12 protein-coding genes are annotated in these 15,022 nt (G+C 74.8%); all 12 read right to left on the bottom strand.

From position 1 onward, the window contains the following. Positions 1–45 precede the first annotated feature (45 nt). On the bottom strand, positions 46–1,728 hold the full coding sequence (locus tag FHS22_RS11285; protein WP_275955156.1) for a flavin monoamine oxidase family protein: 1,683 nt from the start codon (positions 1,726–1,728) through the stop codon (positions 46–48). A 2-nt stretch (positions 1,729–1,730) separates the two neighbouring features. Then, positions 1,731–2,573 carry a M55 family metallopeptidase gene (locus tag FHS22_RS11280; protein ID WP_184940859.1) on the bottom strand — a complete coding sequence of 281 codons (843 nt, stop codon included), beginning with the start codon at positions 2,571–2,573 and terminating at the stop codon, positions 1,731–1,733. Between the two features lie 111 nt (positions 2,574–2,684). Then, complete coding sequence (locus FHS22_RS11275; RefSeq protein ID WP_184940857.1) at positions 2,685–3,908, bottom strand: DUF6395 domain-containing protein; 1,224 nt, start codon at positions 3,906–3,908, stop codon at positions 2,685–2,687. After that, positions 3,905–4,321, bottom strand: coding sequence for a hypothetical protein (locus FHS22_RS11270; RefSeq protein WP_184940855.1), 417 nt, complete (start codon positions 4,319–4,321; stop codon positions 3,905–3,907). The genes FHS22_RS11275 and FHS22_RS11270 overlap by 4 nt, the downstream gene beginning before the upstream one ends. 58 nt (positions 4,322–4,379) lie before the next feature. Next, positions 4,380–5,153, bottom strand: a complete 774-nt coding sequence (locus FHS22_RS11265) for an enoyl-CoA hydratase/isomerase family protein (RefSeq protein WP_184940853.1) — start codon at positions 5,151–5,153, stop codon at positions 4,380–4,382. Between the two features lie 46 nt (positions 5,154–5,199). Next, entirely contained in the window at positions 5,200–6,339 is a 1,140-nt protein-coding gene (locus FHS22_RS11260; RefSeq protein ID WP_221473525.1) for a glycosyltransferase family 4 protein, read from the bottom strand. A 51-nt stretch (positions 6,340–6,390) separates the two neighbouring features. After that, complete coding sequence (locus tag FHS22_RS11255; RefSeq protein ID WP_184940851.1) at positions 6,391–8,502, bottom strand: amylo-alpha-1,6-glucosidase; 2,112 nt, start codon at positions 8,500–8,502, stop codon at positions 6,391–6,393. 215 nt (positions 8,503–8,717) lie between these two features. Beyond that, on the bottom strand, positions 8,718–9,755 hold the full coding sequence (locus FHS22_RS11250; protein ID WP_184940849.1) for an ABC transporter ATP-binding protein: 1,038 nt from the start codon (positions 9,753–9,755) through the stop codon (positions 8,718–8,720). Then, positions 9,752–11,260, bottom strand: a complete 1,509-nt coding sequence (locus FHS22_RS11245; RefSeq protein ID WP_184940847.1) for an ABC transporter permease — start codon at positions 11,258–11,260, stop codon at positions 9,752–9,754. Before FHS22_RS11245 ends, FHS22_RS11250 begins: the two co-directional genes overlap by 4 nt. Position 11,261: 1 nt before the next feature. Continuing rightward, positions 11,262–12,278 carry an iron ABC transporter substrate-binding protein gene (locus tag FHS22_RS11240; RefSeq protein ID WP_184940845.1) on the bottom strand — a complete coding sequence of 339 codons (1,017 nt, stop codon included), beginning with the start codon at positions 12,276–12,278 and terminating at the stop codon, positions 11,262–11,264. Positions 12,279–12,364: 86 nt separating this feature from the next. Further along, positions 12,365–14,065 (bottom strand): hypothetical protein, encoded by a 1,701-nt coding sequence (locus FHS22_RS11235; RefSeq protein ID WP_184940844.1) that lies wholly within the window; start codon positions 14,063–14,065, stop codon positions 12,365–12,367. Further along, entirely contained in the window at positions 14,062–14,964 is a 903-nt protein-coding gene (locus FHS22_RS11230; protein ID WP_184940842.1) for an NAD-dependent epimerase/dehydratase family protein, read from the bottom strand. The genes FHS22_RS11235 and FHS22_RS11230 overlap by 4 nt, the downstream gene beginning before the upstream one ends. Positions 14,965–15,022 lie beyond the last annotated feature (58 nt).

The following is a 15,022-nucleotide window of genomic DNA, read 5'->3' as shown; positions in this document are numbered from 1 at the left end:
CCGGAGGCCGGCCGGGAGGCTCCGGGCCCGGGCGGGCGCATCCGGCTAGGAGGTCGCCGCCAGGGCGCGCCGGTGGAGCCCGGTCACGGCGCTGCGCGCGGACTCCATGGCCCCGGCCTGCCAGGCGACCAGGTGGGTGAGCCAGTCTCCGGCGAAGTAGACGCGGCCCGCCGGGCGCTGCAGGAGGGCGAAGCCGCCGTCGTGGGACGGCCAGCGCACCCACCCCCCCTCGGCGTACGGCCGGCGGTGCCAGGCCACGGAGACGCTGGACCGCAGCTCCGCCCGGTACTTCTCCCCGTGGATCTTCTTGCCCTGGGTGAGCGCGCGGCGCAGGCGGTCGCGGTGCGGAAGCGCCCCGTAGGCCTCCGCGGCCTCGTCGGTGTTGTAGTAGCCGACGATCAGGCCGCTCCTCGCGTGGTAGCCGTGCGACGGGTACCAGATGTGCGTGATGTCGAGGTCGGTCTCGGTGACGCCGCCGTAGATGCGGTCGTCGGCCTCCCACCAGCGCCTGCCGTACTCCAGGCCGATCTTGCCCGCGGCGGCCGGCACGGGCGTGCGCAGGGCGGCCGCGACCTGCGCTCCGAGGTTGTGCCGGAGGCGGGCGAGCAGGTGGGGCGGGAGCGTGGCGATGCAGTAGTCGGCGCGGACGACGCCGCCGCGGTGGGTCACCTCGACGCCGCCGGGCAGGTTCCTGATCCCGGTGACGGGGGCGCCGGTCACGATCCGGTCCCCGCCGACCGCGCGGGCCAGCGCGGTCACGATCGCGTCCATCCCGCCGACCGGCTGGAACATGGGCATGGCCTGCTCGAAGCCGAAGTCCATCGTGATCGCCCGGCCGGTCCCTGCGGCGAGCACCTCGCCCAGGGAGGACGGCCCGGGCAGGGGGACGCCCTCGGCGCCGCCCGGGTAGGCTGCGAACCCCCGGCGGTCCGAACCCCGGTAGGCCAGGTCCTCGCCGATGTCTCCGAAGCGCCGCAGGAACTCCAGCAGCCGCTCGCGGTCCTCCCCCGTCAGCCGGCGGTCCAGCGCCCCCGCGTCGGTGGCCTTGGCGAGCAGCTCGGCGACGTATCCGTACATGTCGGCGCGGGCCGTACGGGCGCGGACCGGAGCGCTCATGCCCGCGGTGTAGACGTACGCCGAGGCGTTGTTGTTCACGAAGACCTCGACGGGCACGCCCAGCTCGCGGCAGTAGTCCATGGTGATCATCCACGGTGCGATCCGCCCCGGTCCGGCGTTGAAGTAGGTCTCCTCGCCGAACCCCGCCGTCTGCGTCTCACCGCCCAGCTCGGTCAGGCGGTCCCCGCCGCGCACCGTGAGGTTCCTGCCGCCGATCCGTTCGGCGGCCTCCAGGACCGTGCAGTCGTAGCCCGCCTTGCCCAGCTCGTAGGCGCAGGTCAGCCCGGCTATCCCGGCCCCGAGGACGACGACCTTCGCCGCGCCCCGGCCCTGCAGCGCGAAGTCCGAGCGCTGCGGCGGGGCGAACGACTTCTCCTGGGAGCCGGGGGCCAGCCCCAGCGCGCCCATGGCGGCGAACATCGCCCCCGCCCCTCCGGCCGCGCCGACGCCGACGAGCAGCGCCCGCCGCGTCATCGCCCGGCCGCCGGACCCGCTCCCGCCGCCCGTACGGCCGCCGCCCCCCGCCGCCGCGGTCCCGGCGCCCCCCGCCCCCGTCCCGGCCCCGGCCCCGGCTCCGGCGCCCGCGGTCCTGGTCTCGGTGGACTCGTCCATCGTCAGCCGTAGATCCCGCTGCCGCAGGCGACCTGGCCGCCGATCATGGCGAAGATCCCGAACAGGGCCATGATCTCGCCGAAGTCACCGGTCGTGAACTCGGTGTGCCGGGGACCGGTGGCGCGCACGCCCGGGATCACCGCGCACCCGGCGGCGATCGCGGTGGAGTTCCACTCGACGGCCAGCGTGTAGGGCGGCTCGACCGTGTACGGGCGGAAGTCCGCCAGGCGGCCGAGCGCGCGGGAGGCGGCCTCGCGGATGCGGGCGTGCGCCACGGCCGGCGGGAGGAGCTCGGCGGAGAACCGGTCGATGCCGTTCTTGACCGCCACGGTCTCGACGTCGCCGAGCAGCTCGCGGGCCTCCTCGCAGACGGCCTCGTCCCCGGTCACCAGGGCCACCGGCACGCCGAGCGCTCCGGCGAAGGCCGCCACCAGACGGGTCTCCCCGCAGATCTCGCCGTTGAGGTAGACGTTCTGGATCTCCTTGCCCATCCAGGTGTGGTTGAGCACGCCGTGCTGGACCCCGGCCCGCGCGTGGTACCCGGCGAAGCAGGCCGCCGCGTAGGTCCCGTCGAGGCCCTGCCCCATCCGCATCGGCTTGCCCGGCCCCCGGATCAGGGTGGCGCGCTCGTCGAGCAGGTCGATCCTGAGGTTCTTGGTCGAGCCGTGGGCGTCGTTGACCCGCACGGACTCGGCCCCCGCGTCGAACGCCCCCCGCACCACCGCGTTGGCGTCGCCGGTCATCAGCTCGCAGCCGCGCTCGTAGCCGCGGCCCCCGGCGTGCATCTCCTCCGGGTCGGTCAGCCCGGTGGCGCCCTCCATGTCCACCGACACGTACACCTTCACGGCAGCACCCCCACGACGGCGCCCCTCACGGCGGCGCCTCCTCCAACGGCCTCTCTCACGGCCGCGCCCCCGGCGGCCGCGCTCCCACGACGGCGCCCTCCGACGGCCCCCTCATGACAGCCCCCACGTCTCGACGCGGCGTGCCTCATCCTCGCTCATGAAGCCGACCTCTTCGGCCATGAAGTCGTGCACCTGCTTGCGCCACGGCTCGGGGACCTCCTCGACCGCGGGCGGGTAGCAGCGCTCCAGCCAGGCGGTGGACTCCTCGGTGGCCCGGAGGAACTCCGCCGCCTTCGCGAAGACGGTCTCCCCGATGCCCGGCACCCGGGCGCAGCCGTACTCGATCATCTCCTGCCCGCCGTACGGCGGGGGCTGCTGCCACTTGCGGGCGACCCCGCGGTCCGCGGTGATCGCGGTGCGCAGCGGGCGGCGCTCGATCGCGGCCTGGATGAGCTCCTTGTAGAGGCACTTGCCGCAGGTCCCGCAGGGACCGCCGGTCCCGCGCAGGCACCAGCGGACCTGCTCGCGCAGGGCGGAGCCGAGCGCGAGCCGCATGGTGACCGCCTCGCTGACCCCGCCGACCGGGAGCACGATGTGCAGGCCGGCCGCGGCGAACGCCCCTCCCCAGGCGCCGTGCGGGGACCACATCGGGTTGTCGGGGGTGTACCTGTGCAGATAGCGGCCCCCGCCCAGCCAGCGCGAGCCCATCTCGTAGCCGAAGGCGAGGCCGCCCAGGTCGAGCTCGTCGGCCAGCAGCAGCGCCCCGGCCGCCACCGCGTGGTGCTCGGGGTATCCGGGCCGCGGCTCGGCGATCGTGAACTCCAGGTCGGAGCGGGCGATCACCAGCTCGCGGCCGGTCTCCCCGGCCAGCCTGGCCAGGACGTCGGAGCGGTAGTGGGTCCAGCGGTTGGGCACGCGCGGGTGCGGCACCCGCTGGAAGTGCACGAACGGCGCGTCGGGCAGCATCGCCGCCACCGCGGCGGAGTCCGCCCCGCCGCTGTAGGAGACCGCCAGCCTGCTGCCCGAGCGCGGGGCCCCGCCGACCGGACCGGCCCCGATCCCCCAGCCCGTCTCGATCGCCTCGGCCAGCTCCGCGGAGACGGGCCGGTCGAAGACGACCCGCCGCCGCGTCCACGGTGCGACGACGGTCCACGCGGCCAGGGCGAGCAGGTCGGGGTGGATCTCCCGCGGCTCGCGCGGCAGCTCCACCCGGAACGAGTTCGTGGCCAGCTTCAGCGCCTGGCCGTCGGAGCAGTGACCGGTGATGGAGTCCTCCGCGTCCAGCCGGAAGGCGAGCCTCCAGACCTTCCCGTCGGGCTCCCAGGCGACCCTCACGCCACGCTCCCGGAGGGCAGCGCCCGGTCCCCGGCGGCAGCCGCGCCCGCGTCTCCGCCGCCGTCCCCGGACAGGCGGTCCACGGCCTGCCAGAGCAGCACCTCGTTCTGGAGCAGCCGGTCCATCGCGGCCGCGCTCTCGGTGGCCAGGCGGTGGGCGTCGTCCCACCGCCGCACCTGGGCCGCCTCGGCCCGGACCCCGGCCGCGCCCCCGCTCCCCGCCCCCTGGGCGCGGAGCCGCTCGACCTCGGCACGGAGCGCGGTGACCTCGCGGCTCAGTGTCCGGACCTCCCACAGGGCGTCCCTGATGTCCTGCCGGTGGTCGGCCCGGGAGATGTACCGGGCGTCGAACCAGCCGCGGACCAGCCGCCGCAGACCTGCCGGAATCAGAGCACGCTTCGCCAACCGCACCATAAACGTGCACGATACCGGTAAACCATGATCTACCAGGACAGATCAGCAGCCAGGAAGCTCAGCGGCCGGTGAACTTCGCCCGGGTCTTCTCCGCGAAGGCCCGCATGCCGATCGTGGCGTCGTCCGTGGCGAACAGCGCCGAGAACTGCAGCCGCTCGATCTCCAGGCCGGTGTCCAGATCGGCCTCCAGGCCGTGGTCGATCGCCTGCTTGGCGGCGCGCAGGGCCACGGCCGGGCCGCCGGCGAACCTCGCGGCGTAGGCGAGGGCCTCGGTGTACACGTCGGCGTCCGGGACCACCCGGTCGACCAGCCCGATCTGCAGCGCCTCGGCGGCGGTCACGTGACGGCCGGTGAAGACGAGGTCCTTGGCCCTGGCCGGTCCGACCAGCCGGGGCAGGCGCTGGGTGCCGCCCGCGCCCGGGATGATGCCGAGCAGGATCTCCGGCTGCCCCAGCTTGGCCGACTCTCCGGCGATCCGGATGTCGGCGCACAGGGCCAGCTCGCACCCGCCGCCGAGCGCGTACCCGGTGATCGCCGCGATGACCGGCTTGCCGATCCTCGCGACGGCGGTGAAGCAGTCCTGGAGCACCGCGGAGTGCGCCGCCATGTCGGCGTAGGACATGTCGGCCATCTCCTTGATGTCGGCGCCCGCCGCGAACACCCGCTCGCCGCCGTAGAGCACCACGGCGGAGACGGCCGGGTCGGCGTCCACCTGCCGGGCGCACTCGCCGATCTCCCGCTGGACCTGCCCGTTGAGCGCGTTCATCTTCGGCCGGTCGAGCCTGATCGTCGCCACCCCGCCGGCCGCCTCGACCCGCACGAACTCACCCATGGCAGTCCCTTCCGCTGTACGGCGGCCACGGCGCCGCCGGATGCCGTCACCCCAACATAAGGCCGTCGGGAGCGACGGGCAGCGCCAGGTCCAGGTCTCCTCCCCCGGCCTTTCCCCCGGCCGCCGCCACCCGGCGGTAGACCCGCTCGTACCCCCTGGCCATGACCTCGACGTCGAAGTTCCGCCGGACGTGGGCCCGGCAGTCCTCCGGCCGGATCGCGCCGACGGCCCCGATGGCCGCGGGGAGGTCCTCCTCCCGGCTCAGGACGAACCCGGTGACCCCGTCCACCACCACCTCGGGCACGGCGCCCCGGTCCAGGGCGACCACGGGGGTCCCGCAGGCCATGGCCTCGATCATGACCATCCCGAACGGCTCCGCCCAGATGATCGGGAAGACCAGGCAGCTCGCAGCCGAGAGCAGCTCGCGCTTGCGGGCCGTGCCGGCCTCGCCGATGTACTCGACGCCGGGGCCGAGCCGGGGCCTGACCTGTTCGTCGAAGTAGTCCTTCTCGACCTGTTCGGTGAGCTTGCCCGCCAGCAGGATCCGCCGGCCCGCCGCGCGGGCGGCGTCGACGGCCAGGTGAACGCCCTTGTCCGGGTTGAACCGGCCGAGCCACAGGACCCAGTCCTCCTTGTCCTCCCGGAAGGGGAAGGACGCGGTGTCGACGGCGTTGTGCACCACCCCGGCCCAGTTCAGGTCGGGGGCGGCCCGCCGCTGGGCCTCGGAGATGGCGACCACCGCGACGTCGCGGCCGAGCGCCCGGTAGTACTCGGCGAGTTCGCCGTCCACGTCGCCGTGGCAGGTGACCACCGTCGGCGCACCGCGCGCGGCCGCGGCCAGCGGCCCGGCCGTCGAGTGGTCGTGGACGATGTCCGCCTCCAGCTCCGCGGCCAGGCGGCACGCCTTGGCGGCGTGCACCACCTCGGGCATCGACTCGCCGATCCGCTCGGAGGGCGGCGGGTCGTAGGTGGGCAGGAAGCGCGCGGACGTGCCCGGTCTGCCCGCCCCGATCAGCACGACGTCGTGGCCGCGGCGGGAGAGTCCCTCGACGAGGTCGGCCAGCATCGACTCGATGCCTCCGTATCCCCGGGGCGGCACCTCGTACCAGGGCGGCGCGATCATCACGATCCGCATCCCGCCGGACCCCCGGGGGGCCTCTCCTGCCGGAACGTCTGTGGAAACCATCTCAACCTCACCTAAGGCCGCCCGGCCCGCCGGGCGGAGACGGCCAGGGGACTACCGCAGGGCCGCGGTCACCGGCCTGCGCGGTTCGTTGAACAGGGTCACTCCCTCCGGCAGCCCGGAGACGGCGACCCCCTCGTCGCCGACCTCGATCGTGACCCGGGAACCGGCTATCTGGAGGCCGGAGATCTTCAGGTTCTTCAGTCCGACGGGATCCAGCCAGACCTGGCCGTGGGTCACCCACGGGTCCAGGCGGAGCAGGGTGCGGACCAGCTGGATGGGGGCCGCGGCGGCCCAGGCCTGCGGGGAGCACGAGGTCGGGTACGGCACCGGCGCGGCGAACTCGGTCCGGTCGAACCCGCAGAACAGCTCCGGCAGCCGCCAGTTGAACGCCTTGGCCGCGTCCATCAGCCCGAACGCGATCCGGCGCGCCCCCTCCGCGAAGCCGTACCGCATCAGGCCGGCCGCGACCAGGGCGTTGTCGTGCGGCCAGACCGAGCCGTTGTGGTAGCTCATCGGGTTGTAGGCGCCCATCGTGGAGGCCAGGGTCCGCACGCCGTAGCCGGTGAACATCGCGGGCGAGAGCAGGTGCTCGGCGACGTGCCCCGCCTTGTCCTCGTCGACGATCCCGGTCCACAGGCAGTGCCCCATGTTGGAGCCGAGACCGTCGACGGCGCGCCCGCCTCCGTCGAGGCCCATCGCGTAGTACCCCCGCTCCGGCAGCCAGAACCGCTCGTTGAACGCCTCCCTGAGGCGCGCCGCCCGGGAGGCCCAGCGCTCCTCCTGCTCGTGGTCCCCGGCCTCGGCGGCGAAGTGGGAGCGGGCGATGTAGGCGGCGTAGACGTACCCCTGGACCTCGGCCAGCGCGATGGGCGGCCGGGCCAGCGTGCCGTCGGCGAAGTTGATCCCGTCGTAGGAGTCCTTCCAGCCCTGGTTGAGCAGGCCGTGGTCGGTCTTGCGGCGGTAGTACAGGAACGGGTCGGCGGAGCGGGAGATCCAGCCGAGGGCGGCGTCGGCGTACGGCATGAGCTCGTCGACCGCTTCGTTGTGCAGGCCCCACCGGCGCAGCTCGCCCAGGAGCATCACGAACAGCGCGGTGGAGTCGACCGAGCCGTAGTAGGCGTGGCTGGCGAACGGCGTCGCGCCGGTCTGCGCCCCGAAGCGGATCTCGTGCAGGATCTTTCCCGGCTCCTCCTCGGTGAGCGGGTCGTCCACGGTGCCCTGCAGCCGGGCCAGGCGGCGCAGGGTGCCCAGCGCCAGGGACTGGTCCAGCGGGAGCGCCATCCAGGAGGTCAGCAGCGAGTCGCGGCCGAACAGCGTCATGAACCACGGCGCGCCCGCGGCGATCGACGGCAGCTCGCCCGGCTTGTCCGGTTCGAAGATCCGCAGGGAGCCGAGGTCCTCCCTGGACTGGCGCAGGATCTGGGCCAGGGTCCGGTTGGAGGTGGTGACGACCGGGCTGAGCCGCTCCCAGTCGGCGCGCCGCCGCGCGGGCTCGGCGTGCTCCAGCGGGTGCTGGGTGGAGAACCAGGCCGGCGACTCCTCTCCCTCCAGGATCGGGTTGACCTGCACGGTGACGAGCCATTCGCCGCGTGCGGGCACGACCGCCCGGAAGGTGAGCAGGCCCGGCGTGGCCGCGGGCATGGGGTCGGTCACCACCCGCGCCCCGCGCGCCCGGCCGGCCGCCATGATCAGCAGCCCGGACGTGTCGGCCGACGTCTCCACCCCCGAGACGTGCTGGACGTGGCCGCCCTTCACCTCGAACAGGTCGGCCAGGTCGGAGCCGACGTGGAGGGTGACCACGCATCCGGCGGCCTCGTCGGACATGTTCCGCAGGGTCACGTCCTCCCGCAGGCCGCCGCCGACGTAGCGGTCCCTGATCACCAGCAGGGTGCTCTCCGCCTGGCCCGGCCGCGGCCGGGTCCGGCCGAGGAACGTCGCGTGGTACGGCTCGGCCGGGAGCACCCGGAGCGGCTCGACCGGGGACTCGTCCACCCTCAGCTCCCAGCGCGACAGTAACCGGGTGTCGGCGTGGTAGATCCCCTGCGCCCCGCCCGGCACGATGTCGCCGCTGCTCGCGCAGACGCAGAAGGAACTGCCCTCCACCAGCGTCACCGCGCTGTCGCCCAGCGCGCCCGGCTGGGTCTCGAACGTCCATGCGTTCACGGATCTCCCCCGAGATGTGAGTTTCCGGCACCCTCGTCTCTCCTTCCCCTCCTTCGGGGGAAAGAACGGAGATCAGCATGTTTCGCCTCGTCAGCGCGGCGCAGGCGGCGCTTCCACCGCCGGGCGGGCCCCGCGACGGCCCCGCCGGAGGGCCCGGCGGAGGGCCCGGCGCGAGGACGCGTCCCGGGCGCCCGGCGGGGCCGCGGCGGGCCCGGTCACCCGGCGAAGAACAGCACCGGTCCCTCGACCGTGACGCCGACCCGGTCACCCGGCCGGTGCGGCACGTCGCCGCGCGTGCGGGCCCGGATCACGGTCCCCGACTCCAGCGCCACCGTCACCGCCGCGTCGTGCCCGAAGAACTCCACCCGCTCGACCACCCCGCCCGCGCCCTCTCCGGGCGCGCCGAGCACGAACTGCTCGGGGCGGAGCGCGACCCGGCCGGGACCGGACCCCCCGCCGGAGCGCCGCGGCAGGCTGCCGAGCTCGCACGAGACCGTGCCCCCGCCGCCCCCGCCGCCCCCGCCGTTCCCGCCGCCGGAGGCCGCCAGGACCACCGCCTCCCCCACGAACGTCGCCACGCCGAGGTCGCGCGGGGCCGCGTAGACCGCCGCCGGGGTGCCCTCCTGGACGATCCGGCCCTCCCGCATGACCGCGACGGTGTCGGCCATGGACAGCGCTTCCTCCTGGTCGTGCGTGACGAGCACGGCGGTGGCCCCGGCCCGTTTCAGCGCCGCCCGCACCTCGTCGCGGACGCTCACCCGCAGGGACCTGTCCAGCGCGTTGAACGGCTCGTCCAGCAGGACCACCCCTGGCCGGGGCGCCAGCGCCCGGGCCAGCGCCACCCGCTGCTGCTGCCCGCCGGAGATCTGGTGCGGCATGCGCTCGCCGTACCCGGCCAGCCCGACCAGCTCCAGGCACTCCTCGATCCGCGCGGCCCGCCCGGCCGCGCCGCGCGGCAGGCCGAACCCGACGTTGCGGGCCACCGACAGGTGCGGGAAGAGCGCCGCCTCCTGCGGCACGATCCCGACCCGGCGCTTCTCCGGCGGGAGGCCGGCGACCTCGCGGTCGCCGATCCGCACCGACCCGGCGTCCAGTCCCTCGAAGCCCGCGACGATCCGCAGCAGCGTGGTCTTGCCGCAGCCGGACGGGCCGAGCACCGCGGCGAGGTCGCCCTCCCCGACGGTGAGCGACGCCCCGCGCAGCACCTCGGTCGCGCCGAAGGACTTGCGCACGTCCGTGACGGTGAGCTTCACGAGGCCTCCTCGAGAGAACGGCGGCCGAGCACGAATCCCGGGACGGCCGCGAGCAGCATCAGCAGGGCGGCGTACGGCGCGGCGGCGCCGTACGCGCCGGAGCCGGTCTCCGTCCACAGCTCGGTGGCGAGGGTGTCCATGCCGGTCGGCCGGAGCAGCAGGGTAGCGGGCAGCTCCTTCATCGCGGTCAGGAACACCAGCGCGGCCCCGGCGAGCACGCCGGGCAGGGCCAGCGGCAGGGTGACCTCGCGCAGCGCCCGCAGCGGGGTGCGCCCCAGCGAGCGGGCGACCTCCTCCAGGACCGGCGGCGACTGCAGCACCGAGGCCCGCACCGCGCCGACGGCGGCGGGCATGAACAGCACCGCGTAGGCGACCACCAGCAGCGGCCAGCGCTGGTAGACCGCCGGGACGTAGCGGACCGCGAAGAACACCAGGGAGAGCGCCATGACGATGCCCGGCAGCGAGTGCCCGACGTAGGTGGACTGCTCCAGGAAGGCCGCGGTGCGCCCGCGGTAGCGGGCCGCGACGACGCCCACCGGCACGGCCAGCGCGGTGGTGAGCAGCGCCCCCGCCGCCGCGACGCCCAGCGTGGCGGCGACCGCCTCGGCGAGCGCGGCCGCGTCCACCCCGGCGGAGGAGCCGTCGGCCAGCCAGTAGCAGATGCTCGCCAGCGGGAACCCGACCGCGAGACCGGCCAGCGCGGCGCACCAGGCCGTCGCCGCCGCGCGGGCCGCACCGCCGAGCCGTACCGCCGGGGGCCTGCGCGCCGGGGCGCCGCGCATGGCGTAGGCGGCCCGTCCCCGGGTGCGGGACTCGGCCGCCACGACCACCAGCGTGACCAGCACCAGCAGCAGGCCGAGCACCGCGGCCGGGGTGCGGTTGAAGCCCGCCCGGTACGAGGTGTAGATCTGCGTGGTGAACACGTCGAACCGCATGATCGCCACCGCGCCGAACTCGGCGAGCACGTACATGGCGACCAGCAGCGCCCCGGCGGCGGCCGAGGGCCGCAACTGCCGGAGCACGACGCCGAACCTGCTCCGCCCCAGGGAGAGGGCGACCTCCTCCGCCGCCGGGTCCATCCGGCTGAGCGCGGCGGCCACCGGGAGGTAGACGTACGGGTAGCTGCAGAGCGTCAGCACCAGCACCGACCCGGCGAATCCCTCGATGTCGGTCGCGGCCACCCAGGTGTAGGCGGCGACGTAGGACGGCACGGCGAGCGGCAGCGCCGCCAGCACCCCGAAGACCCGGCGGCCGGGCAGGTCGCTCCGGACGACCAGCCAGGCCAGGGAGATCCCGATGGCCGTGCAGAGCACGGTCACCGCGGCGGCCAGGCCCAGGCTGCGCAGGGCCAGCTCCGCCGTCCTGGCCCGCAGCAGCGTCGCGGCCACCCCTCCGGCGCCGCCCTCGCCCGCGCGCACCAGCAGGTACCCCACCGGCAGGAGCGCCAGCGCCGCCGTCACCCCGGCCGGCGCCAGCAGTCCCGCCGGGATACGGCGAATCGTCACGTCAGACCAGGCCCACTTCTTGCAGCAGGGTGATGGTCTGCTCGATCGAGTCGAGCTTGGACAGGTCGACCTCGGGGCCCTTGAGCGAGTCGAACGGCGGCAGTCCGGCGGCGGTCGCCACACCGGAGATCAGCGGGTACTCCTTGGTCGTGTCGGCGAAGTACTTCTGCGCCTCGGTGCCGAGCAGGAAGTCGACCGCCTTGTGCGCGGCGGCGGCGTGCTCGGAGTCCTTGAGCACGCCCACGCCCGCCACGTTGACCAGCGCGCCCGGGTCGCCGCCGGGCAGGTAGGCGAGCCGGGACGGCACGCCGTTCGCGCCCCGCTCGGCCACCTTCTCGTACCAGTAGTAGTGGTTGATCAGGCCGAGCTGGAGCTTGCCCTCGTCGACCGCGTTGAGGATGTTGACGTTGTTGGAGAAGGTCTGGGTGCCGTTGGCCTTCATCGCCTCCAGCCACTGCCGGGCCCTGTCCTCGCCGGAGAGCACGCGCAGCGCGGTGACGAAGGACTGGAAGGACGCGTTCGTCGGGGCCCAGCCGACCTTGCCCTGCCATCTGGGGTCGGTCAGCTCGAAGACGCTCTTGGGCGGGGCGGTGACGGTCCGGGGGTCGTAGACGATCACGCGGGACCGGCCGGAGAGGCCCACCCAGGTGCCGTCGGACCCGCGGTACTCGGCCGGGACCCTGTCCAGCGCCGCCGGGGCGATCGGGGCGAGCATCCTGTGCTTGCTCAGCGCCCCGAGCGCCCCGGCGTCCTGCGAGAAGAACAGGTCGGCCCGCGTGTCCGCGCCCTCTTCGAGGATCTGCGCGGCCAGTTCGGCGCTGTCGCCGTACCGGACCTGGACGTCCAGGCCGGTCGCGGTCCTCAGCTTCTCGATCAGCGGGCCGACGAGGTTCTCGTTGCGCCCGGAGTAGATGACGAGGGAGTCGTCGCCGAAGCTCTCCCCCTCACCGCCTCCGCAGGCGGACGCGAGCAGCGCCAGAGGGATCAGAGCGGCGGCGACCAGCCTGCGCAGCGACATCGGTGATTCTTTCCTTACTGGGTCATTCGGTGGAGGGTCACTCGGAGGAGCTGGAGGAGCCGGAGCCGGAGCCGCCGTCGTCCTCGTTACCGCCGCCGCAGGCCGTCAGGCCGAACGTCAGCGCTCCGGCCAGGGCCAGCACCGTCGCGGTCACCCGGATCGGGGTCGACTTCATGCGTTCTTCCTTTCGTGAGGTACGGCGTGCCGTACGCGATCAGAAGGAGGGAGACCAGGACCCAGCCCAGGTGGAGCGGCCAGAAGCCGTCCCAGCCGAGCCGGTAGTCGGGCAGCACCGGGCGGACCGCCCGGTAGAGCGGCGAGCCGACCTGCTCGAACCCGCTGACCCAGGTGATCCGCACGGCGTAGCCGTCGGCCAGCAGCCAGGCATGGTTCACCAGCCCGGCGAGGCCGAGCACGAGGCCGGCGGGGCGGAGGCCGGGCCGGTCCCGCAGGAGGGCCAGGACGAGCAGGAGGGCGAGCGGGAGCACCACCACGGTCTGGCGGCCCGGCCACCAGTGGCCGTTCATGGTCAGCGCGACGAAGGTCGCGGTCAGCCACCCTGCGGCCAGCGGGAGCAGCAGCGCGGCGCTGTGGAAGGCATCGCGGGCAACCGCGCGGGAAGCGCCGTGGGAGGTGCCGCGGGAGGTGCCGGCCGGGGCGTCGCCCGGGACGGCGGGCCCGCCGGAGCGGCGCCGGCGCAGGGCGGGCAGGAGGCCGTACCCGACGGCGGGCAGGAGCAGCAGCCAGGCGGGCTGCCAGGCGGCCAGGCCGTACCCCCGGTCGGCCATCAGCCCGACCAGCCGTACGGCGCGGCCCGCGTAGTCGGGATCGAAGCCCATCACGCCGAACTCGCCCGACGCCTGGAAGTGGTCGCCGCTGGCGTAGACCGTCCAGCCGCCCCAGACGAGGCGGTGGACCGCCAGGTAGGCGGCGCCCATCGCGGCGAACCCGCCGGCCAGGGAGAGCAGCGTGCCGCGGTCGGCCCGGAGCCGCCACAGGCCGAGCAGCGCGAGCACCGCGGCCACCGGGGCGTACTTGACCGAGAGCCACGGCAGCGCGGTGATCAGCAGCCCGAACACGGCGACGTCGCGCCGGATCCGCGGCGGCCTCTCCGCACCGCCCGCCCGCGCCCCGCCCGCGAAGGCGGGCCCGGTCAGCACCGCCAGCGCGGCGACGGCGGCCAGCGCCGCCGGCAGCTCCGGGTAGACCTGCTGGCCGTAGACCGCCAGGGGCGGGGACGCCGAGGCCAGGAGCACGCCGCCGGCGGCGAGCCGCACCGGGACGGCGAACCTCCGGACCGCCGTCCACAGGGTCAGCGCGGCGAGCGCCCCCGCCATGAGCGCCATGGCTGCCTTGGCCGCGATCCACCCGCCCAGGCCCATCGGGACGGCCAGGAGGATCGGGAGCAGCGGGTCGTGCGGGCTGATCTGCGTGCCGTCGGCGAGCACCTCGGTCTGCACGGGCAGCGCCTCGGTCCCGGCCCAGGGCGCCCAGCGCCGCTCGGCCAGTTCGTCGGTGATGTCGAGATCGAGGTCCTCGAAGATCGACAGGGCGGTGAGCAGGTACTGCGGCTCGTCCACGGCCACGTGCCCGCCGAACCGCGCCCGCACGCCGATCCCGAGCAGCGCGGCCGCCGTCGCGACCACCGCGACCAGGCCGATCGCCGTCCGCACGGCGCCGGACCGCGCCGCCCCGGGACCGGCCGCGCCGGCTCCCCCGGGGAGGGGGTCCGGCCCGGCGGAGGGAGCGTCCGCCGCGCGGGTCTCCGGCGGGTGGTCGGCGGTCACGTCGCCTCCACCAGGGGATGCGCGGCGGCGGCCTGGCGGCGGACGAGGCCGCGCAGGTCGGTCTCGGGGGACCAGCCGATCAGGGAGCGCAGGCGGCGGACGTCGGCGAGGGAGGCGCCGGGCTCGACGGCGGGGGCCGGCTCGACGGTGAAGGAGACCTCGGTGTCCAGCGCCTCGGCGACGGCGGCGGCCATCGCGCGGAGGGACTGGCCGCGGCCCGTGCCGACGTTCACGGCGCCCTGGGCGCCCGCGGCGGCCAGATCGGCCATGGCCCGGGCGGCCTGCCGCACGTCGGTCACGTCGCGGGTGCGGTCGAGCGAGCCGAGCACCCGGAGCGGGCGCCCCTCGCGGGCCGCCGCCAGCCAGAGCGAGAGCGCCATGTCGGGCCGCTGGCCCTCGCCCGCCACGGTGAACGGCCGGATCACGGTGGTGCGGCCGCCGCGGGCGAGCCGCTCGGCGCACAGCCGCTCCAGCGCGGTCTTGCTCCGGGCGTAGCCCCCGACGGGCCGCAGCGGGTCGGTCTCGTGGCTGGGGCGGCCGCCGCGCGCCCCGCCGTACACCGAGCTGGACGAGGCGACGAGCACCGGGACGCTCCGCGGGACGGTGGCGAGCACCCGCGCCCCGGCCAGCACGTTGTCGCGCCGCCTGCGCCGGGCGACGTCGGCGCCGCGGTCCCGCACTCCGGGGCAGCCGGCGAGGTGGTAGACGACGGCGGCGTCCTCCAGGGCGGCCCGGACGAGATCGTCATCGGAGAGGAGGTCGGCGGTGAGGACGGTCAGGCCGGGCCGCGGCGGCTGGGGCGCCCGGTCGATGCCGATGACCCTCTCCCCGGCGGCGGCGAGTGTCTCGACCAGCGTCCGGCCGATGAATCCGGCGGAGCCGGTGACGACGACTGACACCGCATCCTCTCCTCACGCTCAGTAAAGGTAGCCTAACCTCACCAAGCGAAACCTTAAA

The organism is Thiemannella venezuelensis, assembly GCF_014203605.1.
In the GTDB taxonomy this organism is placed as follows: Bacteria; Actinomycetota; Actinomycetes; order Streptosporangiales; family Streptosporangiaceae; genus Planomonospora_A; species Planomonospora_A venezuelensis.
This window is presented reverse-complemented; position numbering and strand designations above follow the sequence as displayed.